The 26,391-nt window shown below is 73.3% G+C and carries 22 protein-coding genes; 14 read left to right on the forward strand and 8 right to left on the reverse strand.

The annotated features are described in order from the left end of the window. Nucleotides 1-137: 137 nt before the first annotated feature. The gene (locus GA0070558_RS13880) at nt 138-317 is read left to right on the forward strand and encodes a metal-dependent phosphohydrolase (protein ID WP_256091926.1); all 180 of its coding nucleotides are present in this window, start codon (nt 138-140) and stop codon (nt 315-317) included. On the opposite strand, the gene GA0070558_RS13885 is transcribed toward GA0070558_RS13880, so the two are convergent. Continuing rightward, nucleotides 305-775: an NUDIX hydrolase gene (locus GA0070558_RS13885; protein ID WP_091279450.1), complete on the reverse strand. Its 471-nt coding sequence runs from the start codon at nt 773-775 to the stop codon at nt 305-307. The two genes, GA0070558_RS13880 and GA0070558_RS13885, sit on opposite strands and share 13 nt — an antisense overlap. 145 nt (nt 776-920) lie before the next feature. Between GA0070558_RS13885 and GA0070558_RS13890 the strand changes: the two genes are divergently transcribed. The 3 genes from GA0070558_RS13890 to GA0070558_RS13905 all read left to right on the forward strand — a co-directional run bounded on the left by GA0070558_RS13890 (nt 921) and on the right by GA0070558_RS13905 (nt 2,765). Beyond that, nucleotides 921-1,121, forward strand: coding sequence for a hypothetical protein (locus GA0070558_RS13890; RefSeq protein ID WP_091279454.1), 201 nt, complete (start codon nt 921-923; stop codon nt 1,119-1,121). 193 nt (nt 1,122-1,314) lie between these two features. Continuing rightward, a complete protein-coding gene (locus tag GA0070558_RS34320) occupies nt 1,315-1,524 on the forward strand; it encodes a PIN domain-containing protein (RefSeq protein ID WP_256091927.1) in 210 nt (69 codons plus the stop codon). A 437-nt stretch (nt 1,525-1,961) separates the two neighbouring features. Then, the gene (locus GA0070558_RS13905; RefSeq protein WP_077935689.1) at nt 1,962-2,765 is read left to right on the forward strand and encodes an HAD family hydrolase; all 804 of its coding nucleotides are present in this window, start codon (nt 1,962-1,964) and stop codon (nt 2,763-2,765) included. Between the two features lie 60 nt (nt 2,766-2,825). Here GA0070558_RS13905 and GA0070558_RS13910 read toward each other — a convergent pair whose 3' ends face one another. Then, nucleotides 2,826-3,572, reverse strand: coding sequence for a Fic family protein (locus tag GA0070558_RS13910; RefSeq protein ID WP_043961454.1), 747 nt, complete (start codon nt 3,570-3,572; stop codon nt 2,826-2,828). Between the two features lie 213 nt (nt 3,573-3,785). On the opposite strand from GA0070558_RS13910, the gene acs reads away from it, so the two are divergent. The 4 genes from acs to GA0070558_RS13930 all read left to right on the forward strand — a co-directional run bounded on the left by acs (nt 3,786) and on the right by GA0070558_RS13930 (nt 12,626). Continuing rightward, the gene (gene acs, locus GA0070558_RS13915; RefSeq protein WP_091279461.1) at nt 3,786-5,750 is read left to right on the forward strand and encodes an acetate--CoA ligase; all 1,965 of its coding nucleotides are present in this window, start codon (nt 3,786-3,788) and stop codon (nt 5,748-5,750) included. Nucleotides 5,751-6,004: 254 nt separating this feature from the next. Next, entirely contained in the window at nt 6,005-8,797 is a 2,793-nt protein-coding gene (locus GA0070558_RS13920; protein WP_256091928.1) for an immune inhibitor A domain-containing protein, read from the forward strand. Nucleotides 8,798-9,128: 331 nt separating this feature from the next. Then, nucleotides 9,129-11,561, forward strand: coding sequence for an immune inhibitor A domain-containing protein (locus GA0070558_RS13925; RefSeq protein WP_091279465.1), 2,433 nt, complete (start codon nt 9,129-9,131; stop codon nt 11,559-11,561). A gap of 132 nt (nt 11,562-11,693) precedes the next feature. Then, nucleotides 11,694-12,626, forward strand: a complete 933-nt coding sequence (locus GA0070558_RS13930) for an alpha/beta fold hydrolase (protein ID WP_043961451.1) — start codon at nt 11,694-11,696, stop codon at nt 12,624-12,626. A 34-nt stretch (nt 12,627-12,660) separates the two neighbouring features. Here GA0070558_RS13930 and GA0070558_RS13935 read toward each other — a convergent pair whose 3' ends face one another. Together GA0070558_RS13935 and GA0070558_RS34325 are read right to left on the reverse strand one after the other, a co-directional pair. Beyond that, nucleotides 12,661-13,026: a UCP033725 family protein gene (locus GA0070558_RS13935; RefSeq protein WP_043961450.1), complete on the reverse strand. Its 366-nt coding sequence runs from the start codon at nt 13,024-13,026 to the stop codon at nt 12,661-12,663. Next, nucleotides 13,023-16,232 carry an SseB family protein gene (locus tag GA0070558_RS34325; protein ID WP_256091929.1) on the reverse strand — a complete coding sequence of 1,070 codons (3,210 nt, stop codon included), beginning with the start codon at nt 16,230-16,232 and terminating at the stop codon, nt 13,023-13,025. Before GA0070558_RS34325 ends, GA0070558_RS13935 begins: the two co-directional genes overlap by 4 nt. A 150-nt stretch (nt 16,233-16,382) precedes the next feature. Between GA0070558_RS34325 and mycP the strand changes: the two genes are divergently transcribed. Then, nucleotides 16,383-17,588, forward strand: a complete 1,206-nt coding sequence (mycP, locus tag GA0070558_RS13950; protein ID WP_091279468.1) for a type VII secretion-associated serine protease mycosin — start codon at nt 16,383-16,385, stop codon at nt 17,586-17,588. A gap of 76 nt (nt 17,589-17,664) precedes the next feature. On the opposite strand, the gene GA0070558_RS13955 is transcribed toward mycP, so the two are convergent. Then, nucleotides 17,665-17,958: a WXG100 family type VII secretion target gene (locus GA0070558_RS13955; RefSeq protein ID WP_043961448.1), complete on the reverse strand. Its 294-nt coding sequence runs from the start codon at nt 17,956-17,958 to the stop codon at nt 17,665-17,667. Between the two features lie 25 nt (nt 17,959-17,983). Beyond that, the gene (locus tag GA0070558_RS13960; RefSeq protein WP_043963744.1) at nt 17,984-18,301 is read right to left on the reverse strand and encodes a WXG100 family type VII secretion target; all 318 of its coding nucleotides are present in this window, start codon (nt 18,299-18,301) and stop codon (nt 17,984-17,986) included. Nucleotides 18,302-18,583: 282 nt separating this feature from the next. Between GA0070558_RS13960 and eccE the strand changes: the two genes are divergently transcribed. From eccE to rarD, 4 genes are all read left to right on the forward strand, one after another. Beyond that, nucleotides 18,584-20,416, forward strand: a complete 1,833-nt coding sequence (gene eccE, locus GA0070558_RS13965; protein ID WP_176734210.1) for a type VII secretion protein EccE — start codon at nt 18,584-18,586, stop codon at nt 20,414-20,416. A 46-nt stretch (nt 20,417-20,462) separates the two neighbouring features. Next, nucleotides 20,463-20,849: a phage holin family protein gene (locus GA0070558_RS13970; RefSeq protein ID WP_043961446.1), complete on the forward strand. Its 387-nt coding sequence runs from the start codon at nt 20,463-20,465 to the stop codon at nt 20,847-20,849. Nucleotides 20,850-20,931: 82 nt separating this feature from the next. After that, nucleotides 20,932-21,372: a GNAT family N-acetyltransferase gene (locus tag GA0070558_RS13975; RefSeq protein ID WP_091279471.1), complete on the forward strand. Its 441-nt coding sequence runs from the start codon at nt 20,932-20,934 to the stop codon at nt 21,370-21,372. Next, the gene (gene rarD, locus GA0070558_RS13980; RefSeq protein ID WP_091279475.1) at nt 21,369-22,319 is read left to right on the forward strand and encodes an EamA family transporter RarD; all 951 of its coding nucleotides are present in this window, start codon (nt 21,369-21,371) and stop codon (nt 22,317-22,319) included. Before GA0070558_RS13975 ends, rarD begins: the two co-directional genes overlap by 4 nt. 375 nt (nt 22,320-22,694) lie before the next feature. On the opposite strand, the gene GA0070558_RS13985 is transcribed toward rarD, so the two are convergent. Together GA0070558_RS13985 and GA0070558_RS13990 are read right to left on the reverse strand one after the other, a co-directional pair. Next, nucleotides 22,695-23,393, reverse strand: coding sequence for an anti-sigma factor family protein (locus tag GA0070558_RS13985; protein ID WP_077935679.1), 699 nt, complete (start codon nt 23,391-23,393; stop codon nt 22,695-22,697). Further along, the gene (locus tag GA0070558_RS13990) at nt 23,390-24,007 is read right to left on the reverse strand and encodes a sigma-70 family RNA polymerase sigma factor (RefSeq protein WP_256091930.1); all 618 of its coding nucleotides are present in this window, start codon (nt 24,005-24,007) and stop codon (nt 23,390-23,392) included. The genes GA0070558_RS13985 and GA0070558_RS13990 overlap by 4 nt, the downstream gene beginning before the upstream one ends. Before the next feature lie 151 nt (nt 24,008-24,158). Between GA0070558_RS13990 and GA0070558_RS13995 the strand changes: the two genes are divergently transcribed. Then, the gene (locus GA0070558_RS13995; RefSeq protein WP_091279479.1) at nt 24,159-26,285 is read left to right on the forward strand and encodes a PhoX family protein; all 2,127 of its coding nucleotides are present in this window, start codon (nt 24,159-24,161) and stop codon (nt 26,283-26,285) included. Nucleotides 26,286-26,391 lie beyond the last annotated feature (106 nt).

Below are 26,391 nucleotides of genomic sequence, written 5' to 3' on the forward strand. Positions count from 1 at the left end.
CGCGAGCGGATCGCCGTTCTGACGGCGCACACTCCTGTGCCTGGTTGGAAGCGGAAGAACGCGGACTCGGTGACGTCCTGGCCGCCGAGTTTCCTCGGGAGGAGACGCCGGTAACCGACGCGCTCTGCTTCTCGGACATGACGACCGGGCCCGACGGCCAGGACTTCGAGGTGCTGGAGCGGCTGGCGGAGATCCGGTCGCGGTACGGGCCGGAGCATCTGGTGACCCGGTTCATCTGCCGGGCGGAGCCGGAGATGGTCGCCGCCGTGCAGCGGACTCAGCGCCGGCTCTCCGGCAGTGTCGCTCAGCCGATGTAGGGCTCGGGGCGGTCCTCGTAGCCGTGGGTGATGCGGAGCAGGGTCGACGGGTGGATGTCGAGCGCGCCCAGCTCGTCGCGGGCGACCCATCGGACGTCGCTTGATTCGTCGCTCGGAGTCAAAGTGCCGCCGACCGGTTCGGCTCGCAGGCAGAGCGAGAACTGCTGCCGCACCTCGCCGTCCGAGTAGGCGATGACGTGACCGGGGTCGGAGTAGACCCCGACCATCCCGGTGACCTCGACCCGTACGCCGGTCTCCTCCCGGGCCTCCCGGACCGCCGTCCCCGCGACCGACTCGCCGATCTCCTGGCCGCCGCCGGGCAGCGACCACAGGCCGTTGTCGGTGCGCTGGATGAGCAGCACCCGGCCGCCCTCGTCACGGACGAAGACGGAGACGGCCACGACGATGCTGTTGGCCTTCGGCGCGTTCGGATCGTGGTAATGCTCGGTTCTCGCCACAGCCAGAGGCTGCCACCTAGCCGCCGGCTGACTCTCGTGTAACGGGCTGCGCCCGCCGGAAACGGCCGGAGGCACTCACGATGTACGCCGCCTCGGCGTAGGAGGTGCGAGAATTGACGATGGTTCGAGACGCAGGAGGTGAGCTGTGACGTCGAGTAGCGCTGAGCAGATGCCCGAGTGGCCGACCGCTGAGCACGTACCGGCTGAGGAGCTGGCGCGTCGCCAGGGGATTCGGCCTGTCGCCTCCGTCGACGACCTGGCGCGGCCCGGCCTGTTCGAGTCGGACGAGGAGTTGGACGACTTCCTCGCCGACCTTTACACCTCCCGGCGAGCTGGCGCCGCGTGAGCCTGGTCGTCCTGGACACCGGCGTAGCGTCGGTGATCCTCCGGGGGCGGCTGCATGACCGTCTCCGTGCTCGTCTGGCCGGTAAGACCCTCTGCATCACCTTCGTGACGCTCGGGGAGCTGACAAATGGACCGCGCTGCGGAGCTGGGGGCCACGCAAGCTGGCCGATCTCGCCCAGTGGCGGTCCGGAGTCGTGTTGCTGCCCTTCGACGAGGCGGTGGCGACAACAACCTGGGGACAGCTCCAGGCTCGGGCGCAGCATCGCGGGCGGCCCCGGCCGACGAATGACTCCTGGATTGCGGCGTGCTGCCTGGTCGACCGGCTGCCGTTGGCGACGTTCAACGGCAAGGACTATGCCGACTTCGCCGAGTACGACGGCCTTCGCCTCTTCGACGTCTCCTAGCTTCCGGCAACGCGGACGACCGCCGGGGCTCCGCAAACCCAGATCCTCGTACGCGCCAGCCAGCAAGCTCCGGCGACCTTCGGCCCGGCCGAAACGGGACCGGGAAAGGGACGACCCCCGTCGGGGGGAGACGGGGGTCGTCGGGAGGTTCGGCTCCGGGGGGGTTGAGCCGAACCGGCTCGGCGGTCACGGGGGGGTGCGATCGCCGAGGGCCTGCTGTCGTACGACAACGCGAATGTGCGTCGCAAGAACAAGCATGCCTGAGCAAACCGGTATACGTCGAGTGGTGTCGCCTCCACTCCCTGCGAAATCATCGCCGGAGAGTGTGACTGCCGTCACTGACGGCAGGGGGTGGAGGAGGTCGCCGTAGGGGCCGGGCCGGAGTCCGTACCCCAGGCACCCGCCGACCATAGACCATCCGGCTAGACTTTCGCGCCGTGGGCCGAAGTGCCGCTTTTTTCGATCTGGACAAGACCGTCATCGCCAAGTCGAGCGCCTTGGCGTTTGGTCGGCCGTTCTACCGGGATGGGCTGATCACCCGGCGGGACGTGGTGAAGTCGGCGTACGCGCAGCTGATGTTCCGGCTGGGCGGCACCGACGAGCAGACCATGGCCAAGACCCGGGACTACCTGGCCGCGCTGTGCAAGGGCTGGCAGGTGGAGCAGGTCCGCCAGATCGTCGCGGAGACACTGCACGAGCTGATCAACCCCTACGTGTACGCCGAGGCGGCGGCCCTGATCGAGCAGCACCAGGCCGCCGGGCGGGACGTCGTGCTGGTCTCCGCCTCCGGGGAGGAGATGGTCCGGCCGATCGGCGAGCTGCTCGGGATCACCGACGTGATCGCCACGCGGATGGCGGTGGCGAACGGCCGGTACAGCGGTGAGGTGGAGTTCTACGCGGCCGGTCCGAGCAAGGTCGAGGCGGTCAGCGAGCTGGCCCGGCAGCGCGGCTACGACCTGGCCGACTCGTACGCGTACTCCGATTCGATGAGCGACCGGCCGCTGCTGGAGTGCGTGGGGCATCCGTCGGTGGTCAACCCGGATCGGGCGCTACGCAGGCTGGCCACCGAGAACGCCTGGCCGGTGCTGGAGTTCCGGCACCCGATCCCGCTGGGCCGCCGGCTGCGGGAGCGCCCGGCGGTGCCGGTCGCCGCGGCGGCGCTGGGCGTCGGGGTCGGGGTGGCGATCGGCATCGCCTGGTACGGCCGGCACCGCCGCACGCGCACCACTCCCGTGGCCTGACCGGCAGCCCCACGAGCGGTCAGGGCGGCCGGGCCAGGCCAGCCGGGTCAGCCAGCCGGGTCAGGCGGCGGCGAGGATCTCGTCGCCGACGGCGGTGAGCTGGTCGGCGCCGAGCTCGACGGCGGCCATGTAGTGCCGCAGCCAGGAGCGCAGCCCGTCGGGGGTGCCGGTGGCGAACGCCCCGGCCGCGCCGACGTACTCGGGTTCGCGCTCGCGGTGGCCGACGTCGACACCGACGAGCCCGCGGGGGTCGAAACCGGTGGACATCAGGACGAGCCGGGCGGCTCCCCGGGCCACCAGGCCGGACGGCCCGGCGAACGGGCGCAGGTTGAGCAGCTCGCCGTGCACGACGGCGGCGAGCACGAGCGGGGGCACGGCGGTGCCGCCGGCGACGAGCCCGGCCAGGCCGTCGAGCCGGGCGGCGACGACCGGGTCGGCCACCGGCCGCCCCAGCTCGTTTTCGGGTACGACGTCCCGGGCGGCGAGCACGTGCAGCCGGGCGAGGACCTGCCGGGGCGACGTCGGCCAGCGCTCGGTCAGGCCGGGCAGCGCCCCGGCGACCCGCAGCGCGCCCTGGCTCACCGGGTCGGTGACCGTGCCAGCCCGGACGGACTCGCGGTCGTGGGCGTACCCCTCCAGGGCGGCGCTGGCCACGGCGGAGCGGAGGCTGACCTCGGCGGCGACCTGGCCGCCGTGCCGGCGCAGCGCGCGGTGCCGCATCGCCTGGTCGACGCGGTCGCGGGCCCGCTCGACGGCGGGGGCGATGTCGGCGAGCGCGAGCAGGGGCGCGAGCGGATCAGCGGTCACGCTGCCACGCTAGCCACCTGCGGGGACGGCGGGTAAGAAGGGGACCCTTCTCTACCATATGCGTTAACAGGGGGCCCTTCCTTACAGCTCGGCGCGTGGCGGGGGCCGCTCGGCGCGCGTGGGTTCGGGGAGCTGTCGCGGCCTCCGGCCGCCCCGACTAACCTCTGCGGGGGTAGGAGACGCAGGTCACGCGAGCGACGAGGGAGTCACGGCATGAGCGAGGCACTGGCCAACTTGCTGAACGAGACGCGGCAGTTCCCGCCGCCGGCCGCACTCGCCGCCAACGCCAACGTGACCGCCGACGCGTACGCCGAGGCCGCCGCCGACCGGCTGGCGTTCTGGGAGCGGCAGGCCGGGCGACTGGCCTGGGCGCAGCAGTGGGAGCAGGTGCTCGACTGGTCGAACCCGCCGTTCGCGAAGTGGTTCGTCGGCGGCCGGCTGAACGTGGCGTACAACTGCCTGGACCGGCACGTGGAGGCGGGCAACGGCGACCGGGTGGCCATCCACTGGGAGGGCGAGCCGGGCGACACCCGCACCATCACGTACGCCGACCTGCACCGGATGACCTGCCAGGCGGCGAACGCGCTGACCGACCTGGGCGTGGTGGCCGGTGACCGGGTGGCGATCTACCTGCCGATGGTGCCGGAGGCGGCGGTGGCGATGCTGGCGTGCGCCCGGATCGGCGCGACGCACAGCGTGGTCTTCGGCGGCTTCTCCGCCGACTCGCTGAGCAACCGCATCTCCGACGCCACCGCCAAGGTGGTGATCACCGCCGACGGCGGGTACCGCCGGGGGAAGCCGTCGGCGTTGAAGCCGACCGTGGACGAGGCGGTGGCGAAGTGCCCGTCGGTGGAGCACGTGCTGGTGGTCCGCCGCACCGGTGAGGAGGTCGCCTGGTCGGCGAAGGACCACTGGTGGCACGAGACGGTGGAGACCGCGTCGGCGGAGCACACCGCGCAGCCGTTCGACGCCGAGCACCCGCTGTTCATCCTCTACACCTCGGGCACGACGGCCCGGCCGAAGGGCATCCTGCACACCACGGGCGGCTACCTGACGCAGGCGGCGTACACGGCGCACGCGGTGTTCGACCTGAAGCCAGAGACGGACGTCTACTGGTGCACCGCCGACATCGGCTGGGTGACGGGGCACTCCTACATCGTGTACGGGCCGCTGGCCAACGGCGTCACCCAGGTCATGTACGAGGGCACCCCGGACACCCCGCACAAGGGCCGGTTCTGGGAGATCGTCGACCGGTACGGGGTGAGCATCCTGTACACCGCGCCGACGCTGATCCGCACGATGATGAAGTGGGGCGACGACATCCCCGCCGGGCACGACCTGTCCTCGCTGCGGCTGCTGGGCAGCGTCGGCGAGCCGATCAACCCCGAGGCGTGGATGTGGTACAGGCAGCACGTGGGCCGGGGTGAGCTGCCGATCGTGGACACGTGGTGGCAGACCGAGACGGGCGCGATCATGATCTCGCCGCTGCCCGGGGTCACGGAGACCAAGCCGGGTTCGGCGATGACCCCGCTGCCGGGCGTCGTGGCCGACGTGGTGGACGACCAGGGCCAGTCGGTGCCGAACGGCGGCGGCGGTTACCTGGTGCTGCGCGAGCCGTGGCCGTCGATGCTGCGCACGATCTGGGGCGACGACAACCGGTTCGTCGAGACGTACTGGTCGCGGTTCGAGGGCATGTACTTCGCCGGGGACGGGGCGAAGAAGGACGACGACGGGCACATCTGGCTGCTGGGCCGGGTGGACGACGTGATGCTGGTGTCGGGCCACAACATCTCCACCACGGAGGTGGAGTCGGCGCTGGTGTCGCACCCGTCGGTGGCGGAGGCGGCGGTGGTGGGGGCGACGGACCCGACGACGGGGCAGGCGATCGTGGCGTTCGCCATCCCGCGCGGCTCGGTCGACACGGCCGGCGAGGCGGGCGAGCAGCTGATCGCGGACCTGCGCAACCACGTGGCGCGCACGCTCGGCCCGATCGCCAAGCCGCGGCAGATCATGCTGGTGCCGGAGCTGCCGAAGACCCGCTCCGGCAAGATCATGCGCCGGTTGCTGCGGGACGTCGCGGAGAACCGGTCGCTGGGCGACGTGACGACCCTGCAGGACTCCTCGGTGATGGAGCTGATCTCCTCGGGGATGGGTGGCGGCAAGTCCGACGAGGACTGACGTAGGACGTACCTTTCGGAGGGTGGCGGGCCCCGCGCGGGCCGCCACCCTCCGTGTCTGTATTTGTGAACGGTGCGTGACGAAGGGGTGTCGGTCGGTCGGTTGAGGGGCACCGGCTGAACGGACACAGGGGACGCCACCCCCTGTCGGAAGGGTTCTTTCTCCTTTAGGTTCAGCCGCATCGGTCGGTTCGACGGATGTCTCTGCCGTGCGCGCCGGCCGGCTCCACGCCCATGCCCGAGAAACGGAGCGGCATGCACATGATTCCGCAACGACGGTCACGCCGACGCCTACTCGTCGCGCTGCCCGCCATCGCCCTCGCGGCCACGTCACTGACCGTGACGGGGACTGCGTCGGCCCAGACGTCCGGCCCGGCTCCTGCCACGATCGGGGCGGACGAGCACTACATCAACTACGCCGAGCCCGAGGTGCAGCCGGACACCGCCGGCAAGGAGGTCAAGGGCGCCGACGGCGTGTACACCACGGCGGCGGACGAGGCCCGGGCCTACGACCGCAAGTACGCCGCGGGCAACCCGACGACCGCCAAGCAGCTGGCGAAGCTGGAGGCCCAGTCGATCCGCTCCGGCAAGAGCCCCCGGTGGATCAAGAAGGCCCCGAGCACCCAGAAGGCGAAGCTCCTCACCCTGCTGGTGGAGTTCAACGACCAGGCCAACGACGACTTCACCGGCACGATGGTGCCGAAGACGGTCTTCGAGGACCGGACGTGCGTCCCCGGCACGGTGCAGAACGGGCCGAAGCACAACAACATCCCGAACCCGGCGAGCCTGCCGCACAAGGACAACAACTCGTTTTGGGTGCCGGACTTCTCCCCGGCCCACTTCGACAAGATGCTCTACACGAAGACGGGCATCACCGAGCGGGTCCGCAAGGACCTGAAGGGCCCGGACGGCAAGAAGGGCATCAGCCTCGCCGGCCGGACCATGCACAACATGTACCTGGAGATGTCCAAGGGCGCGTACACGGTGGACGGGCAGGCCAGCCCGTGGATCACCGTGCCGCACTCGGAGGGCTGGTACGCGGCGTCGCGCTGCTTCCAGGACGAGAACGGCGACTGGGTCGCCGGGCGTGAGCAGGCCATGAACGGCCACCCGGACAACCCGGCCGGGGCGGGCCGGCTGGCCACGGACGCGATCGACGCGCTGGCCGCCATGGACCCGAGCTTCCCGTGGGCCGACTACGACATCGAGGACCAGAGCGACCGCGACGGCGACGGCAACCTCTTCGAGCCCGACGGCGTGATCGACCACCTGGTGCTGGTGCACGCCGGCCAGGGCAAGTCCCGCGGCGGCGGCGCCGAGGGCACGTACGCGGTGTGGGCGCACTCCTCGACCGTTCCGGGCGGCTACACCATCCCCGGCACGCAGCTGAAGGTGTCGAACTACATCGTGCAGCCGGAGGACGCCGGCGTCGGCGTCTTCGCCCACGAGTACGGTCACGACCTGGGCCTGCCGGACCTCTACGACACGTCCGGCAACGCCGACTCCGACGTGGACTTCTGGGACCTGATGGCCTCCGGGTCGCACAGCGGCGAGATCTTCCAGGCGCTCCCTACCCACATGGGCATCTGGGACAAGTGGGTGCTCGGCTGGGCCGACCCGGTGACGGTCGCCCCCGGCTCCGCCCCGCGCACCATCAAGCTCGGGCAGACCTCCCGCACGCCGGTCGGCACGGCCGACGGCATCAAGGTGGACCTGCCGGACAAGGTGATCACCCTGGCCACCCCGCACAGCGGGTCGAACATGTGGCACAGCGGCGCCGACCAGAACTGGGCGGACGTCAAGCTGAGCCGTTCGGTGAGCGTCCCCTCGGCCGCCGACGCCAAGTTCTGGATGTGGAACAACTACATCATCGAGGACGACTGGGACTACGGCTTCGTCGAGCTCTCCACCGACGGCGGGGCCACCTGGTCCGAGCAGAAGGTCTACGACGCCGACGGCACCGTCGTCACCACGCCGGACAACTACGCCGACCCGAACGGCCGGATGGCCGACTTCGGCGGCAAGAAGTACGGCCTGACCGGCTCGTCCGGCGGCTGGCGGCACGACTACGTCGACCTGTCGGCGTACGCGGGGCAGACCGTGCAGCTGCGGCTGCGGCAGGCCACCGACGAGGCGTTCGTGGAGCGCGGCTGGTTCGCCGACGACTTCTCGGTCACCGGCGGCGGCGCCACCACCTGGAGCGACGACGTCGAGGGCGGGGCGAACGGCTGGACCCCCACCGGCGGCAGCTTCACCGACACCACCGGCGCGGGTTGGAAGACCAACTCGGGCACTGAGGTCCGGGCGCACTACTACCTGGCCGAGTGGCGTAACTTCGACGGCTTCGACAAGGGCCTGAAGTACGCGTACGACACGGTGTACTCGCACGAGGCGTGGAAGGTCGACCGGATCTCCTACAACGCCCCGGGCATGCTGGTCTGGTACCGCGACACGGCGCTCGGCGACGTCAACCACGTCACCGGGCAGCTGACCGCCCTGCCGAGCTACGGCGCCAAGGGTGGCCTGCTGATCGTCGACTCGCACTTCGACCCGCTGCGGCGGCAGGGCACGGCGGCCGAGAAGGACCCGTCGGTGCTGGACAACCTGCCCAGCCGGCCCCAGTCGTCGAACGCGGCGTTCGGCCTGAAGAAGACGTACTCCTTCAAGGAGTGCCTGGAGGCGGCGGACGAGCCGTACAGCGAGTACTGCACGAGCTTCCCGGCGCAGCCGGCGGTGCCGCAGTTCACCGACTCCAAGGGCTGGTACCCGGGCATCGAGATCCGGGACGGCTCGCCGTACGCGCGGGACAGCGACGCCTCCGTGGTGCTGCCGTCGCGCGGCAACGTGCCGTACACCACCCGGGTGGTCAACCCGGACGGCACCCCGGCGCCCTCGTTCTACGGGGTCACCCTGGGTGGCGGGGCGATCGTCCTGGGCACCGGCAACCCCGGTGACGCGAACGCCGCGTACGGGGTTTCGCTGACGGTGAAGAAGACCGCGTGGAACAACGCCGTCGCCACGGTGAAGGTGACCGCGGCGACCCCGTGACGACGGGCGGCAACTGATCGGAAGATCAACGAAGGGGCCGGTGGCGGCGACGCCACCGGCCCCTTCCGCATTTATCCGACCACCCATCGAGATTCGTCGCTGCAATTCGCCGTCGGGCGTCCGCGCTGCTCAGCCTGCCGTCGAAGGCGATCGGTGTGACGGTGAAAAGCGTTCTCAACAAAAGTTTGCAACAAATCGACGCACGCGTCTTCCCACCCGTCCCGCGAGACTCTATGTTCACCATTGGTCCCACAGTCGGGACGACTCACCGGCTCCTACCCCCGTTGGGCCGGTTCCCTCACACCGGAGGTACCACGTGCGGAAAGTCGCAGTGGGTCTGCTCGGGCTTTCGTTGACGGCGACGGGTCTGGTGGTCGCCACGACCGCCAACGCGGCGCCGACCGCGAAGCTCCCGACGGCCGCCCCGTCGGCCGCCGAGAAGGCCCCAGCGGATCACGATCTGCCGGACAAGCTCGAGGACAAGCGCCGTTCGCTCCGCCAGGAGGGCCTCAGCGAGGTCCTCTCCGGCCGGGCCAAGGCCCAGAAGATCAACGGCAGCACCGTCGTCAAGGTCGGCAAGACCGCCGGCGGCGCGGCCTCCGCGGCCGGCGCGCGCAGCGCCAAGAAAGGCCAGAAGGACCAGTACGTCGAGCTGGCCCGGGAGCGCACCGACAAGATCTTCGTCATCCTCGCCGAGTTCGGCGACGAGCGGGACCCCGCGTACCCGGACAAGGACACGAACCCGAACGTCGCCGGGCCGTCCCGGTTCGACGGGCCGCTGCACAACGAGATCCCCGCCCCGAACCGGGCCGTGGACAACTCGACCGTGTGGCAGGCGGACTACAGCGCGGACTACTTCCGCAAGCTGTACTTCGGCACCGGGCAGGGCGACGAGTCGCTCAAGCAGTACTACGAGGCCCAGTCGTCCGGGCGCTACAGCGTCGACGGCCAGGTCTCCGACTGGGTTAAGGTCAAGTACAACGCCGCCCGCTACGGCCGCTCCAACGACCCGATCGCGGACGAGGACACCGACAACCCGGCCAACGACCCGGCGGTCTGCGCGTCCAACGTCTGCCAGAGCACCTGGGACCTGGTCCGCGACGCCGCCAACCAGTGGGTCGCCGACCAGAAGGCCAAGGGCCGCACCGACGCCCAGATCAAGGCCGACATGCAGTCCTACGACCAGTGGGACCGGTTCGACTACGACGGCGACGGCGACTTCAACGAGTCCGACGGCTACATCGACCACTTCCAGATCGTCCACTCCGGCGGCGACCAGGCCGACGGCGACCCGTACCAGGGTGAGGACGCCATCTGGAGCCACCGCTGGTCGGCGTACAACACCTCGCGCACCGGCCCGGCGAACTTCCCGATCGGCGGCACCCAGATCGGCAACACCGGCGTCTGGATCCGCGACTACACGATCCAGCCGGAGAACGGCGGCCGGAGCGTCTTCTACCACGAGTACGGCCACGACCTCGGCCTGCCGGACGACTACAACGTCACGAGCGGCGGCGACAACAACAACGAGCACTGGACCCTGATGGCCCAGAGCCGGCTCGGCGCCAAGAACGACGGCGGCATCGGTGAGCGCGGCGGCGACCTCGGCGCCTGGAACAAGCTCCAGCTCGGCTGGCTCGACTACGAGGTGGTCAAGGCCGGCCAGAAGAAGACCCTGGAGCTCGGCCCGCAGGAATACAACACGGCCAAGCCGCAGGCCGCCGTGGTGGTCCTCCCGCAGCGGGAGTACACCTTCGACTACGGCGCGCCCTTCGAGGGCAGCAAGCAGTTCTTCTCCGGCAACGACGACGACCTGGACAACACCCTGACCAGGACGATCGACCTGACCGGGAAGACCTCGGCGGCGCTGTCGCTCAAGGGCCGGTTCGACATCGAGTCCGGCTACGACTACCTCTTCTTCGAGGCGTCGACCGACGGCGGCACCACCTGGGACGCGCTGCCCGGCACCGTGAACGGCAAGCCGATCCCGCCGGTGTCCGGCAGCGACCCGACCCCGGGCCTCAGCGGCAGCAGCAACGGCGCGTGGACCGACATCAACATCCCGCTCGACGCCCTGACCGGCAAGAGCATCCAGTTCCGGTTCCACTACATCACCGACGGTGGCGTGGCCGAGGGCGGCTTCTTCGGTGACAACATCACCGTGACCGCCGACGGCCAGACGCTGTCCAGCGACGGCGCCGAGAGCGGCACCGGCGACTGGGCCGCCAAGGGCTGGAGCATCGTCGAGGAGAGCTACACCCGGCTCTTCGACAACTACTACATCGCCGGCCACCGGTCCTACGTCTCGTACGACCAGTACCTCAAGACCGGCCCGTACTACTTCGGCTACGGCAACACCCGCCCGGACTACGTGGACCACTACGCGTACCAGGAGGGCCTGCTGATCTCGTACTGGAACCTCCGGTTCGCGGACAACGACACGTTCGAGCACCCGGGCGAGGGTCGCAACATGATCATCGACTCGCGTCCGCAGCCGATCTACAACCTGACCGGCAACCCGTGGCGGGCCCGCGTCCAGGTGTACGACGCGCCGTTCAGCACGAAGAAGGCGGACTCGTTCACGCTGCACATCAACGGGCAGGCCCAGTACATCCGGGGTCAGGCCGCGCAGCCGCTGTTCGACGACACCAAGCAGTACTGGTTCCCGGAGCTGCCGAACCACGGCGTCAAGGTCCCGGCCACCGGCACCAAGATCAAGGTGCTGGAGCAGAAGGGCACCTCGATCAAGGTCCGCTTCTCCTGATCCGCTGATCAGCACGCGCTGATCCATTGATCAGCACGCGCTGATCGACCGCTCCACCGCGATGCCCGGGCAGGCCACCTGCCCGGGCATCGCCCTTTCGGCCCCGGTGCTCCGGGGTCCTAGGCTGGGGTCATGACCGAGCAGCGCGGCGGGGCCGTCGACGAGTCCTGCGTCCTGACCGAAGGGCCGTGGACGCACCGGTTCGTCGGGGCGAACGGCAGCCGCTTCCACGTCGTCGAGGCCGGCACCGGCCCGATGGTGCTCCTCCTGCACGGCTTCCCCGAGCACTGGTGGGCCTGGCACGACGTGCTGCCGGCCGTCGCCGACGCCGGCTTCCGGGCCGTCGCGGTCGACCTGCGCGGCTACGGGGCCAGCGACAAGCCGCCCCGGGGGTACGACGGCTACACCCTCGCCGCCGACGTCGCCGGCCTGATCCGGGGCCTCGGCGAACGCTCCGCCACCGTCGTCGGCACCGGCGCCGGCGGCCTGATCGGCTGGACCGCCGCCTCGTTCCACCCGTCGCTGGTCCGCCGGCTCGTCGTGCTCGGCGCGCCCCACCCCCTGCGGCTGCGGGCCGCGATCTTCGCCGACCCGCGCGGCCAGTTCGCCGCCGCCACCCCGGCCCTGAAGTTCCAGCTTCCCCGCTACGAGCACGTGCTCACCCGCGACGACGCGGCGGCCGTCGAGGAGATGCTGCGCCGCTGGGGCGGCCCCCGGTGGGTCGACGGCCCCGACTTCGACGCGTACGCCCGGCGCTGCCGGGAGGCGATGCGGATCCCGCAGGCCGCGTTCTGCGCGCTGGAGGGCTACCGCTGGGCGTTCCGCTCGGTGCTGCGGCTGCACGGCTACCGGTTCGTGCGGCTGATGCAGAAGCCCCTGGTCACCCCGACGCTGCAACTGCACGGCGCGTTGGACGTCGCGTCCCTGCCGCGCACCGCCCAGGGCTCCGGCCGCTACGTGACGGCCCCCTACGAGTGGCGGCTGCTGGACGACGTCGGCCACTTCCCGCACGTCGAGGCGCGGGACGTGGTGCTCGGCGAGATCCTGCGCTGGGCGAAGTCCTGAGCGGCTCCCGCCCCGACCCTGGCCGCCGGTCGGGTCAGAGCCGCTGCTCGCGCAGGTCGGCGACCGCGCCGGCCGGGGCCCAGCCCTGATAGACCCCGAAGTCGAAGACCTCCAGCCCCATCGCCTGCGCCACCGGCCACCGGCCACCCGTGTACTCGACCCGCAGCCAGCCGTCGTGCTCGGCGAGGACGATGAACGGCTGGCCCTGCCACGTGCAGGTGGTCCGCACGTACGCCAGCTCCTCCACCTCGGACGCGGGCAGCACCCGGACGTACCGGCCGGGGCGGATCTCCTCGAACCCCTCGCCGGGCTCGGGCTGGTAGAGCCGCACGTCGTCGCCGTCGGGGCTGGCCTGGTATTCCCGGCCCCGCCAGCGGGCCACGTAGCCGTCGCGCATCAGTCCTCACCGGCCCGACGCCACAGCAGCGCGTCCGTGTCCAGGGTCGCGACCACCCGTTCGGTGCCGTCCGCCCCGATCCGCCACAGCTGCGCACCGTGCGGCAGCCGGGCGCTGTCCACCTTGAACTCGGCCACCACGTCGCTGCTGTCTCCCGGTGCGAAGCCGTTGCCCCGGAATGGTGGACGCTCGATGACCCACCCCTCCATGGCCCGCATGGCGCCCTCGTTCTGGCCGCCGTACGGGATGCGGTAGAGGCTCGGCCGGTGGGCGGGCCAGCGCAGGACGTAGATCTCCTCCGCGTCCCGCGAGAACGGCGAGCCCGGGTGGCTCAGGCCGAGCGCGTCGTGCAGCTTGGCCGGGGTGTTCAGGTGGGCCAGCTCGCTGGCCCGGTGCACGAAGCCGGAGACCCGGTCGTAGCCGCGCTCCAGATAGTAGGAGAGCTGGCTCGGGGCGACGGCCTTCTGCATCACCACCGGCCGGTTCGGGTCGACCGGCGGCGGGACCTGCCGGGACGCGCCGGCCGACGCCTCGGCCGCCGGCTGCGGCTCCGGCTCGCTCTCGACGTCGTCGCCGAGCCCCACGTCGGCGGCCCAGTTCGCCAGCGCGACGATCTGCTCCCCGGGCAGCTTCGCGCCCACCGGGGTGTTGGGGTTCACCGCGAACGACCAGGCGTCGTCCGGCCAGCGGCGGATGAGCTGGGCGAACTTAACCGACACGGTCTCCACCGGGCCGTCGGCGTGGTCGGCCAGCCGCTCGGCGGAGGTGTAGACCACGACGTAGCGTCCGCCGTCCAGCCGCTCGGTCCGCCAGACGAAGCCCGGCTCGCCGGGGCGGCTGCCGTCGGCCGAGTCCGGTGCCACCGGGAGCAGCACCCGGGCCAGCAGCAGGGTGGAGAGGAAGGTGTCGGTGCTGCCGGTCCCGGCGGCGGCGAGCAGGTCCTCCTCGACCTCGTTCGCCGGCTGGAACTCGGGGGCGGGCGACGCGACGAGCTCCGGGCCCTGCTCAGTCACCTGCTCCGGATCGGCGACGACTCCGCTCGGTGTCGTGGCCTCGCCGGCCGGTGCGGCGCTGTCGGCCGGCGGGGGCCCGTCGGTGGGTGCGGGCCCGTCGGCCGCAGCGGGACCGTCGGACACGTCGGTCGACGTCGGCAGGTCAGGCGCGGCCGGGATCGGATCGGTGGGGGCGCCCGGCTGGAAGAGGGACCCGGCCGACGGGTCCGGCGTGGGCCGCCTCGACGGGGTGAACAGGGACACCGTCGCCTCCGCGTCGGCGGTGCCGACGGGCGGGGCGGTGGCTGCGGAGCCGGCCAGGGTGATGGGCGCGGTCGATCCGTCGGCGGACCCGGCGACGGACGGGTCGCCCCCGACCGGGTCGGGGACCGGCTCGGTCGGCACCGTCGTGCCCAGCGCAACGGTCGGCTCCGGCGGGACCGTCATGCCCAACGCGACGGTCGCGTCGGGCGAAGTCGTGGTGCCCAACGGAACGGTCAGGTCCGGCGGAGTCGTGGTGGCCAGCGAGACCGTCGCGTCGAGGGAGACCGTCGCGTCCGGCGGGGCGACCGGGTCCGGCTCCGCGGCGGGCAGGTCGCGCGCCTCGATGATCGTGCCCTCGATGACGATCGGCGAGAAGGACTGGCGGGGCGCGGGCGGCGCGGAGACCGGCTCGGCGACCGAGGCGGTCACCTCCTCGACCACTTCCTCGACCGGAGCGGGGCCGGGACGCTCCCGCAGGGGCCGGGTCGGCTCCTCGTCGACCGCACCGGGGCGGTGGCGCACGAACGCCGGCTCGGCCCCCGGCGCGGGGCCACGACGCGGCAGGTCCTCCGCCACCCCGGCACCGGTCGTGCCGAAGGCGCGGGTCGGCTCGTCCGCGCCCGCGCCACCCGCCGGGCCGAAGAGTCCGGCCGCCGCGCCGCCGGCCGCCGCCGCGAAGGAACGGGTCGGCTCGTCGCCGGGCGGCACGGCCCGGAAGGCCCTGGTCGGCTCCTCCGCCGGCGACGGCCGGGGCGGCACCCGGGGCGGCACGGCGCCACCGGAACGCAGGAGGCGGGTCGGCTCGTCCTGGGCCGCAGCGGAGCCGGGCGCGTCTGTCGGCGACGCCGCCGGTGCCGCCCCGGCCCGGGAGATCGGCACCGTCGGCGGCTCCGGGGCGGGAGCCGGAGCCGGGGCCGGACGGAAGGGCTGGGTCGGTTGCTCGGCGAGCGGGTCCGACGCGGGACGCCGCCGGGGGAACGGCTGGCCACCGCCGCCGAAGCCCCGGGACTGCGGGGCGGGCCGCTCGGCGGGACGGCGGGGTTCGCCGAGCACCCGGGCCGCGCGGCTGCGACCGGACGCCGGTTCGAAGAAGGAGCTGGGCTGGTGGGGTGGCCCCGGCGCGGCGGCGGGTGGGCCGTTGCCGGTCGGCGTCGCCTCGCCCGGCGGGACCTCCACGGGCGGCCGCCGCCGGGGGACGTTCAACCACGCCGAGCCGCCCGGCGCAGGCTCGCCGCCGGGCGTACCGGCGGGGGCGGCGGAGGCGGGAGCGGGCCCGGCATCGCGGGCCCGGCCGCCCCCCGGCCCGTCCGGGCGCGGCGGGGCCGGGGGCAGGTCGGCCCCCTGCGGGCGGGGCGGGGCCGCCGGCGACACGGTGAGCCGGGTGGTGGGCGTGCCGGCGACGTCGGCGGGCCCGGTGGTCGGTGTGCCCGGCAGCGGGCCCACGGCCGCCGCGCCGGGCGCGGGCGACACCGGCGCGTCCCGGCCGGGGACCACCGCGGTGGCCCGGGCCTTCGCGGCGGACTCGACGCGGTCGAGGCGGGCGCGGGCACCGAGGGTGCGGCCCGGCAGCCGCACGTCGCCCCTGGAGAGCTGGGAGACGAACCAGGCGGGCAGGTAGCCCTCGATGGGCAGCCCCGGGTTGACCGCCAGCCACCACTCGTGGTTGGGCCATTCGGCGGCGAGGTCGGCGTACGCGCTGCGCCGGGCGGGCGCGGGGTTGCCGCCGAGGCAGGCCCGCAGCGCGGCGGGCGACGTGAAGGCCAGCACGTGCGTCCGGCCGCCGGTGGTCCAGGTGCCCCACCCCATCGGGACCTGCCCGGCCAGGGCCTCCGCGGAGACCGGCAGCAGCAGGTCGGTGCGGGCCAGGATCCGGAAGTAGAGCTCCTGGTCGTTGGCGCGGAGGGCGTCCCGCATCGCCGCTTCGGCCTCGGTAGCCGGCTCCCAGTCGGTCACGGCCACCTCTCCTCCCGCCATCAGGCCATAGCCATCGCGTACAACCTACAAGGTGGTAACAAGATCACAATGGCTGGCCGGGGACGCCCCGCCGGACAATCCGGATGCGGATAACATCCGGTTTCGAAGCCGACACGATACGGAGGCGTGATGCCCCGGCCCACCGCGCGTCCGGCCCTCGCCGCAGCGGCCGCGGCCCTGTTGGCCGCCCTACCCGTCGCCCCGGCGCAGGCGGCTGGCGCGCATCGCGCCGCCCCCGGCTGCGCCACCCCGCCGGCCCCGGCACGGCCGGTCGCGGCCACCCCGTGGCCGCAGCAACGGTACGCCCCGCAGCGGCTCGCCGCGCTGGCCAGCGGGGCCGGCGTCACCGTCGGGGTGATCGACTCAGGCGTGGACCGCCGGCACCCGCAACTGGCCGGGCGGGTCACCGCCGGGGCCGACTTCCTCGACCCGGGCGGCGACGGCAGCGGCGACTGCGCCGGGCACGGCACCGGTGTGGCGAGCATCATCGCGGCCGAGCCCCGCGCCGGCGTCGCGTTCCAGGGCCTCGCGCCGGGCGCCCGCATCCTGCCCGTACGCGTCAGCGAGCAGCAGGTGGTCGAGGGGCGCGAGTCGGGGCGCACGGTCAGCGCCGCCGACTTCGCCCGGGCGATCCGCTGGGCGGTCGACCACGGGGCCGACGTGGTGAACCTCTCCGTCGTGCTCTACACCGACAACCCGGCCGTCCGGGCGGCGGTCGGCTATGCCGTCGCGCGGGACGTGGTCGTGGTGGCCGCCGCCGGCAACCTGCACGACAGCGGCGACCCGCGACCGTACCCGGCGGCGTACGACGGGGTGCTGGGGGTGGGTGCGATCGGCGCCGACGGCCGGCGGGCCGACTTCTCGCAGACCGGCCCGTACGTCGACCTGGTCGCCCCGGGCGGCGAGGTGCTGATGGCCGCCCCGGGGCAGGGTCACCGCCGGGCCGAGGGCACCAGCTATGCCGCCCCGTTCGTGGCGGCCACCGCCGCCCTCGTCCGGCAGTACCGGCCGGAGTTGACGGCTGGGCAGGTGACGCGGCAGATCCTCGCCACGGTCGACCCGGCACCCGGCGGCGGGTACGGCGCGGGGGTGCTCAACCCGTACCGGGCGGTCACCGAGACGTGGGCGGGCCCGCAGGGGCCGGCTAGACAGGCCGTGGCCCTGCCTGCGGGCGAGGTCGACCCGGCGCTGGTCGCCCGTCAGGCCCGGCGGGCGGCGGCCCGGGACCGGGCGGTGGTCGTCGCGGCCGTCGCCGGGGCGGCCGTGGCGAGCGCGGTGCTGCTGGCGGTGGTGCTGCCCCGGGGCGGTCGCCGCCGCTGGCGGCCGGCGGCCTGACCGGCTGCGGTGGCGGCGCCCGGCGTTGCCGCCGAACGCCGCCGTCGCCGCCGCTCACCGGAGCGGGCCGCCGCGCTCACTGGAACAGGTTGACGTTCCGCTTCTCGGTGTCGAGGTAGTCGTGCGCGGAGTCGTCGACCGCGAGCTTGATGTCGCGCAGCATCGCCTGGAGGTCCTGCGAGGCGGAGCGCCACCGGGCCTGCCGCTGCTCGTACGCCTGACGGGCCTCGCCGTCCCAGCTCGCCACCAGCGGGGCGGCGTCGCGTTCGAGCTGGCCGAGCTGGCTGTCCAGCGTGTTCAACGCCCGCTGGATGTCGGCGCCCGCCTGCTGCAGCGCGGCGAAGTTGACGACCAGAACCCCATGGTCCATCGGATGATCCCCTTTCCGGGAGGTGCTACAGCGGCAGCTGGATGCCGCGGTTGGTGCCGGCGACCCGGCTGGCGGCTTCGTTGTCGGACACGTCGTACTGCTGGCCGGCGGTGCGGATGGCGGTGGCGGTCTCCCGCAGGGCCCGCTGCAACGCCGCCTGGTCCTGCGACCACTGCCGCTTCACCTGCTCGAACGAGCGCCCGCCGGCACCCCGCCAGGCCTGCTGCAACACCTCCAGCTCTGCCAGCAGGCCGGTCAGCATGGCCTGCAGGGACTGGTCAACCTGCTCGAACTTCGCGGCGGTCTGCTGCATCACCGCGGCTTCTGCCTGGGTCTGGGACACCCCGGACGTCACCTCGTCTCCTCGATCGTGGCTGGCCGTCGGACGCGCCCGCGGCGGACGCGCCGCTCGCCTGTCCCGGCGGCGCACCGGGGCGGGACAGGGTCAGCCGATTCGTCGCTGACGGTAGCGGCCCGATGGCGGTTCTGCTACCCCGCCCCGCTCCCCTGTGGACAACCTCGGCTCCCGTGATCTCGGGGTGGAACCATACGATGACGCTGCGGAACCGCCCGCGGTCACGCCCCGGGCCACGGCGGCGTTCCGGGCGGGCGTTGAGGAGGCGCGGTGACGGCCAGCACGACCACGGCCCCGGTCCAGCCGGCGCACCGGCAGCCGCTGCCCCCACAGTGGATCCCGGCCACCACCCGGCGGGGCCCGGCCGGGGTGCTGGTCGGTCAGGTGGTCGCCACACAGGCGGCGGTGGCGCTGGTCGCCGCCGGGGTCGGCCGGGGCGCGGTCGCGACCGTGGCCGCCGTCGCGGTGGCCGCGCCGCTGCTGGCCGGCGCCTGGGTGCGGGTGCGGGGGCGTTGGCTGTTCTCCTGGCTCGGCGTCGCCGCCGGCCACCTGTCCCGCCGGCGGGCCCTGGCGGCGACCACCGGCCCGGGGGCGCTGCTGGGGCTGCTCGACCCCGGCGCGGTGGTCCGCGCGGCGGAGCTGGCCGGCGGCCCGGCCGCCGTGGTCGACGACGCCGAAGGCCTGACCGCCGTGCTGGAGGTCGGCGACCCGGGTGACCTGCTCGGCGACGGGCCCCGGGCGCTGCCCCCGCCGTCGACGCTGCTGCCGCCGGTCTCCCCGGAGCTGCCCCCGGTCCGGCTCCAGCTCCTGATCAGCGGCTCTCCGGCACCCGCCGTCGCGGTGGGGGGAAGCACGGTGGCGACGTCGTACCGGCAGCTCACCGACGGGCTGCTAGCCGGGCGCGACTCGGTGCTGCTGGCGGTGCGGGTGCTGCGGGTGGACGGGTGGACCGACGAGGACCTGCGGGCCGCCCTGTCCGGGGTGGTCCGGCGGATCGTGCGCCGGCTGGGGCCGGTGACCGCCCGTCCGCTCGGCGAGCACGCCGCGCCCCGCGTACTCGCCGAGCTGGCCCACCACGACGGCGGCGGGCCGATGGTGGAGACCTGGCCGGCCGTGCGGACGGGGGCGCTGTGCCAGACCACCCTCCGGGTGCGGCGCGGGCCGGACCCGGCCACCGACGCGGGGCGGCGGCTGGTGCCCCGGCTGCTCACCCTGCCGGCCGCCGCGACCACGGTGTCGCTGTGCGTGGGGCCGCGCGCCGGTGCCGGCGGCGTGACCGTGCCGGCCGAGCTGACCGTACGCCTGGCCGCCTGGACCCCGGCCGAGCTGGCGGCGGCGACGCAGGCGTTGCGGCGGCTGGCCGACGGCGCGGGCGCGGAGGTTGACCGGCTCGACGGCCAGCAACTCCCCGCGTTGGCGGGCACGCTGCCCCTCGCCCTCGCCGTTCCGGGCGCGGCGGTCGACCCGGCGGCCCTCGACGAGTTGGAACTGCCGGTCGGCGACGCGGGGCTGATGGTCGGCGCGAACCGGCGCGGGGCGGCGGTGACGATCCGGCTGTTCCGGCCGGAGGGCACCCGGTTGGTGCTGGTCGGCGGGGTGCGTGTCGCGCAACTGCTGGCCCTGCGGGCGCTGGCGCTGGGCGCCCGGGTGGTGGTCCAGACGACCCGGCCCCGGGCGTGGGAGCCCTTCGTCCGGGGCGTCGCCACGCCCGACGGGCCGATCCCGGTGCTGCCGCCGGGCCGCGCGGTGGGTGCGGCGGCCGGTTCGGCGCTGCGTCCGATGCTGCTCGTGGTGGACGCGGGCCCGCTGCCCGCCGACGCCGATCCCGGGTCGGCCTGGCGCTCCACGCTGGTGGTCCGGGACGGCCTGACCACGTCCGACGTCGACCAGCTGGGCCGGGCCGACCTGGTCGTGCTGCAACCGCTGCGTCCCGCCGAGGCCGCGTTGGCCGGTGCCGCGCTCGGCCTCGGCGGCTCGGCCGAGTGGCTGACCCGCATCCGGGAGGACATGGTGGCGGTGGTGAACCGCCGGGCGCTGCGCTGGGCGCTGCTGTCGCCTACCCCCATCGAGTCGCAACTGATCGGCCGCCCCGGTCGGGGTTGACGCGGCGGGTTCCGCCGGTGGCGGGTCCGTGGCACCATCCGTGGCCATGGGTTTCCTGAAGGGTCTTCTGATCCGGTTGGGCAGCACGGCGGTGGCCTTCTGGCTGGCCACTCTGCTCATTCCGGGCATCACGCTCGACACGGGTTCGGCCACCGAGGCGATCGTCACGCTGCTGCTCGTGGCGGTCATCTTCGGGGTCGTCAACGCCGTGCTCCAGCCGATCGTCAAGACCGTGGGCTGCGGCTTCTACCTGCTGACGCTGGGCCTGATCGCCCTGGTCGTCAACGGCCTGCTGTTCCTGCTGACGAGTTGGATCGCGGGCGAGGCCGGGCTGCCGTTCCACGTGGACGGCTTCTGGCCGGAGGCGGTGCTCGGCGCCCTGTTCGTCGGCGTCGTGACCTGGCTGCTGGGCGCGGTCCTCGACCGCGACTGAGGCGAGCGGGGGCGGTCCCGGCCGGGTCGGGGTGGGCGGATTCACGGCGCGCGGGGCCGGGCGGGCACGCTAGCGTCGCAGGGTGTTCACCCTGACCCGCGACGACGGCCACCAGCTCAGCACCGACCCCGCCCGGCTCGACCTCGGCCTCGTGCACCACTGGCTCTCCACCGACGCGTACTGGGCGCTGGGGCGGGACCGGGAGACCGTCGGGCGGGCGTTCGCCGGCTCGCTGCCCTACGGGGTCTACCGCCCCGGTGACGGTCGGCAGGTGGCGGTGGCCCGGGTGGTGACCGACGGCGCGACGTTCGCCTGGCTCTGCGACGTCTACGTGGACCGGTCGGCCCGGGGGCGCGGGCTGGGCACCTGGCTGGCCGGCGGGGTCCGCGACCACCTGGCCACGCTCGGCGTACGCCGGATCGTGCTGGCCACCTCCGACGCGCACGGGGTCTACGCGAAGATCGGCTTCACCCCCGTCGACCCGGGGCGCTGGATGGAGTACGACGGGCGGGGGCAGGCGTGAGCCCGCTCCGCCTCGGCTACCTCTACGGCATCGGCGCGTACCTGCTCTGGGGGTTCTTCCCGCTCTACCTCAGGGCACTCAAGCCGGCCGGCCCGCTGGAGATCCTGGCGCACCGGATCGTCTGGTCGGTGCTCTTCGTCGCGCTGCTGCTCGCCGCGCTGCGCAACGTGGGCTTCCTGCGCCGGCTGGCGCGCCGGCCCCGGGCGCTGGCCGGCATCGCCGTGGCCGCCGGGCTCATCGCGGTCAACTGGGGCACCTACATCTACGGCGTGAACTCGGCGCGGGTGGTGGAGACGGCCCTCGGCTACTTCATCACCCCGCTGGTGTCGGTGCTGCTCGGGGTGACCGTGCTGCGGGAGCGCCTGCGCCCCGGGCAGTGGCTGGCGCTGGGCATCGGCACGGCGGCGGTGGCCGTGCTCACCGTCGACTACGGCCACCTGCCCTGGCTCGCGCTCGTCCTGGCCGTCAGCTTCGCCGCGTACGGGCTGGTCAAGAAGCGCCTCGGGCTGCCGGCGGCGGAGGGGCTGTTCGTGGAGTCGGCGGTGCTCGCCCTGCCCGCCCTCGGCTATCTCGGCTGGCTCGCCGCCGCCGGTGGCCTGACCTTCGGTCACGTCTCGGCCGGGCACACGGCGCTGCTGGTGCTGGCCGGCGCGGCCACCGCGACCCCGCTGCTGCTCTTCGCCGGTGCCGCGAACCGGCTGTCGCTGACGGCGCTGGGCATGCTCCAGTACCTCGCCCCGATCCTCCAGCTCGGCTGCGGGGTGCTGATCTTCCACGAGCCGATGCCTCCGGCCCGGCTCGCCGGCTTCGCGCTGGTCTGGCTGGCCCTGCTGGCCTTCACCGCCGACGCCCTCCGCCATTCCCGCCGCGCACGCCGCGCCCGCCGCCCCGGTGCCGCCCGGCCGCTCGCGCCGTCGCCGGTGGGGCAGGGGACGACGGCCCCCTGAGCGCCCGCCGCCGCACCCCGTCGCTTTCCGTCGCTTTCCGTGATGGGAATGCGGTGCCGATCGCGGCGCCCCACCGGGCTGACCGTCGGTCACCACCGCTCGACCTCGCCACGGACCTCGCGCCCCCTTTGCTCTGCACCCATCCACGCAGCACCACCCGCGAGCTGGGAACATGAGGATCACGCCGCTCGCGGCGCCCACGCCGGCCGGTTGCGCCGCGTGACCGTTGCGTATATGGGTGCAGAGCAAAGGGGTGCGTCCGGGGTGGCCCGGTCGGGCAGGGCAACTACGCGCCGCAACATCGCCGAGACGAGCAACGCGCACGATCACCGCCCCGCGCGGGAGCACAGTCCCCCGGCGGAGCCCCGACGGGGCTCAGCGGACGTCGTAGGCGAGGACCGGGGTGCCGTCGGCGCGCAGGAGTTCCAGGCGGACCAGCTCGCCGTCGGTGAAGTGGGTGGTGGCGGTCAGGCTCAGCTCGTCGCCGGGGGCGGCCAGCCAGGAGCCGATCTGCTCCGTCGCGCCGTCCGGGCCGTGCGCCATCAGCCGGAAGGTGTACGCCTCGCGGTGCCCGGCCCGCCGGTCGTACCCGCAGCGCATGGTGACCTCGGTGCCCCACGGCGTGCCGGTCAGCGCCACCTCGGCGCGCACCGGCACCGTGCCGGCGATCGGCCGCATGGACGCCAGCGCGATCTGCGGGGTGGGCTTCGGCGCGACCTCGACGGGCGGCCGGAGGGTGGCCGCGCCGAGCCCGGCGAGCACCGCCAGGACGGCGGCGGCCAGCGCGGTCAGGGCGTACCGGCGGCGGGCGGCCGACCGCTCGCGGCGTCGGCGGCGACGGGCGGCGTCGAGCAGCGCGGGCACCCGGGAGATCTCGGCGGGCGGCTCCAGGAACTGCTCCAGCCCGGCCGGGTCCAGCCGGCCGAGCAGCCCGGGGAGCACGGCGATCTCGGCCACCGCGTCCCGGCAGGAGGCGCAGCCGCCGAGGTGCCGCTCGTAGGCGGCCCGGTCGGCGGGGGCGAGCGCGCCCAGCACGTACGCGCCGTCGTCGTGCGCGAACTCGCAGCGGGTCATCCCGTCACCCCCATCTCGGCCAGCGCCAACCGCAGTGAGCGCAGCGCGTAGTGGGTACGGGACTTGACCGTCCCCGGCGGCACGCCCAGCCGGACCGCCGCCTCGGACACCGAACGCCCCTGGTAGAAGCACTCGATCAGCACCTCGCGGTGGGTCGGGCTGAGCCGGTTCAACGCCTCGGCGACCGTCCACGCCTCCACCGCACGCTCCGCCTCGTCGATCGTCTCCGGGGGTTCGGGCAACTCGTCGGTGTAGATCTCGCCTACCCGGGTCGAGCGCCGCCGCCACGCGTCGATGGCCAGGTTGCGGGCCGTGGTGAACAGCCACGCCCGCACCGACCCGCGCGTCGGGTCGAGCGACTCCGGGTGCCGCCAGGCCCGCAGCAGCGTCTCCTGCACCAGGTCCTCGGCCCGGGTCCGGTCGCCGTTGACCAGCCGCAGGGCGTGCGCGTAGAGCGCGTCCGCATGCTCGTCGTGCAGCGCGCGCAGCAGTTGGGCGTCGTGGTCGCTGATGACGACCTCCTCGCTGTCGCCGGAGTCCAGCGGCTCCCGCTGTCGAACGCGCTCAGCGGTGCGTTCGCCGGACAGTACGTACGGTGCCGCCGATCGGTTCATCCGCTGGTCGACGGGGAGGTCCGGCGCAGGTGTTCACATCCGGTTCATGTTCGGGCCGACCCGCGCTCACCGCGCCCTCCTAGCGTCCGCCGGGTACGCACGTCGGAGGGCTGACCCCGGCGTGCACCGACTTCCTTGGAGGCACCTCCCGATGAGCGACCGACCCCGGCTGCTCCCCCTGCTGGGCGCCACCCGCCACGGCAGCCGTGACGCCATGACCTGTCTCTACCGGTGCGGCAACGCCTGTGACCACCCGGTGCCCAACACGTCCGACAACCCGTACCTCGGCGACATCGTGGACGCCGAGGTGTCCCGGCGAGGCGTGGTCCGGGCCGGCGCGGTCGGTGCGCTCGTCCTGGGCTTCGGCGGCGCGGCCGCCGGGGCGCTGGCCGGTGCCGGTGCCGCGTCCGCCGCGCCGGCCGCCCCGGTCGTGCCGGAGGCCGCCGGGTTCGGCCGCCCGGCCGGCGGGGTGGGCAGCGGCGCGCTGACCTTCCGGCCGATCCCGCCGAACAAGCTCGACACCCTGGTCGTGCCCAACGGGTACGACCACAGTGTCGTGATCCGCTGGGGCGACCCGGTGGTGCCGGGCGCGCCCGAGTTCGACGTGCACGGGCAGACCGCCGCGAAGCAGGCCAAGCAGTTCGGCTACAACAACGACTTCGTCGGCGTGCTGCCGCTGGACAAGCGGGGCCGCCGGGCGCTGCTCGTGGTCAACCACGAGTACACCAACGAGGACCTGATGTTCCCCGGCTTCACCAGCCTCGACGCGCTCACCGTCGAGCAGGTGAAGGTCGCCATGGCGGCGCACGGCATGTCCGTGGTCGAGCTGGAGCGGGTCGACGGCACCGGGCAGTGGCGGCCGGTCGAAAGCGGCCGGCGGCCGTACAACCGGCGGGTCACCGCACTGGCCACGAAGTTCGAGCTGACCGGCCCGGCCGCCGGCTCGGCGTGGCTGCGTACCGCCGCCGACCCGAAGGGCCGGACGGTGGTCGGCACGCTGAACAACTGCGCGGGCGGCGTCACCCCGTGGGGCACGGTGCTCTCCGGCGAGGAGAACTTCAACCAGTACTTCGTCGGCGGGGACGCCGCGCCGGAGGAGCTGAAGCCGAAGCTGGCCCGCTACGGCATCAACACCACCGAGCGGTACCCGAGCGGCAACCGCAAGTGGGACCGCGCCGACGAGCGCTTCGACCTGGCGAAGAACCCGTACGAGGCGCACCGCTTCGGCTGGGTCGTCGAGATCGACCCGTTCGACCCGGAGAGCCGGCCGCGCAAGCACACGGCGCTCGGCCGGTTCAAGCACGAGGGCGCGAACGTCATCGTCGCCCGCACCGGCCACGTGGTGGCCTACATGGGCGACGACGAGCGGTTCGACTACCTCTACAAGTTCGTCTCCGACAAGAAGTTCATGGCCGGCGACTCGTGGGTGGCCCGCAAGCACAACCTGACCCTGCTGGAGTCGGGCACCCTGTACGTGGCGCAGCTCGAAGGCAACTCGGCGGCCGAGATCGACGGCTCCGGCAAGCTCCCCGCCGACGGGGCGTTCAACGGCCGGGGCCGCTGGATCAAGCTGGTCAGCGGCAACCGCTCGTACGTCGACGGGATGACCGCCGCGGACGTGCTCACCTTCACCCGGCTGGCCGGCGACAAGGTCGGCGCGACCAAGATGGACCGCCCGGAGGACGTCGAGCCGAGCCTGCTGACCGGCAAGGTGTACGTGGCGCTGACCAACAACACCGACCGCGGCAAGGCGGGCAAGGCCCCGGCTGACGAGGCCAACCCGCGCAACCTCAACAAGCACGGTCAGATCCTGGAGCTGGTCGAGGACGGCAACAACAACGCCGCCGAGACGTTCGCCTGGTCGCTGCCGATCGTCTGCGGCGACCCGACCGACCCGTCGACCCACTTCGCCGGGTACGACAAGGCGAAGGTCTCCCCGATCTCCTGCCCGGACAACGTCGCCTTCGACGCCACCGGCAACCTCTGGATCTCGACCGACGGCAACGCGCTGGGCAGCAACGACGGCCTGTTCGCCACCGCTGTGGAGGGGCCGGAGCGGGGGTACCTCAAGCAGTTCCTCACGGTGCCGCTGGGCGCGGAGACCTGCGGCCCGTTCATCACCGGCGACAACCGCTCGGTGTTCGTGGCGGTGCAGCACCCGGGTGAGATCACCGGGGCGACCGTGGAGAACCCGGCGTCGACCTGGCCCGACGGCGACTACGCCAAGCCCGGCGTGGTGGTCACCTGGCGGCTGGACGGCGGCCCGATCGGCAGCTGACCCGCTGGGCGTCGCGGCGGGCCCCCTCCCCACCAGGGAGGGGGCCCGTCCCGTTTCGGCTCTCGACGGCGTCGGTCCTCGACGACGGCTCAGTTCTCGGCGGTGC

The organism is Micromonospora haikouensis (genome assembly GCF_900091595.1).
Classification (GTDB): Bacteria; Actinomycetota; Actinomycetes; order Mycobacteriales; family Micromonosporaceae; genus Micromonospora; species Micromonospora haikouensis.

Bases quoted from the DNA above. Each gene is read 5' to 3' on its own strand.
- GA0070558_RS13985 (WP_077935679.1), bottom strand. From the start codon at position 23,393: ATGACCCGCTGCGAGTTCGCGCACGACGACGGCGCGTACGTGCTGGGC.
- GA0070558_RS13920 (WP_256091928.1), top strand. From the start codon at position 6,005: ATGCACATGATTCCGCAACGACGGTCACGCCGACGCCTACTCGTCGCG.
- GA0070558_RS13995 (WP_091279479.1), top strand. From the start codon at position 24,159: ATGAGCGACCGACCCCGGCTGCTCCCCCTGCTGGGCGCCACCCGCCAC.
- GA0070558_RS13990 (WP_256091930.1), bottom strand. From the start codon at position 24,007: ATGAACCGATCGGCGGCACCGTACGTACTGTCCGGCGAACGCACCGCT.
- GA0070558_RS13930 (WP_043961451.1), top strand. From the start codon at position 11,694: ATGACCGAGCAGCGCGGCGGGGCCGTCGACGAGTCCTGCGTCCTGACC.
- acs (WP_091279461.1), top strand. From the start codon at position 3,786: ATGAGCGAGGCACTGGCCAACTTGCTGAACGAGACGCGGCAGTTCCCG.
- GA0070558_RS13955 (WP_043961448.1), bottom strand. From the start codon at position 17,958: ATGGACCATGGGGTTCTGGTCGTCAACTTCGCCGCGCTGCAGCAGGCG.
- GA0070558_RS13880 (WP_256091926.1), top strand. From the start codon at position 138: ATGACGACCGGGCCCGACGGCCAGGACTTCGAGGTGCTGGAGCGGCTG.
- mycP (WP_091279468.1), top strand. From the start codon at position 16,383: ATGCCCCGGCCCACCGCGCGTCCGGCCCTCGCCGCAGCGGCCGCGGCC.
- GA0070558_RS13970 (WP_043961446.1), top strand. From the start codon at position 20,463: ATGGGTTTCCTGAAGGGTCTTCTGATCCGGTTGGGCAGCACGGCGGTG.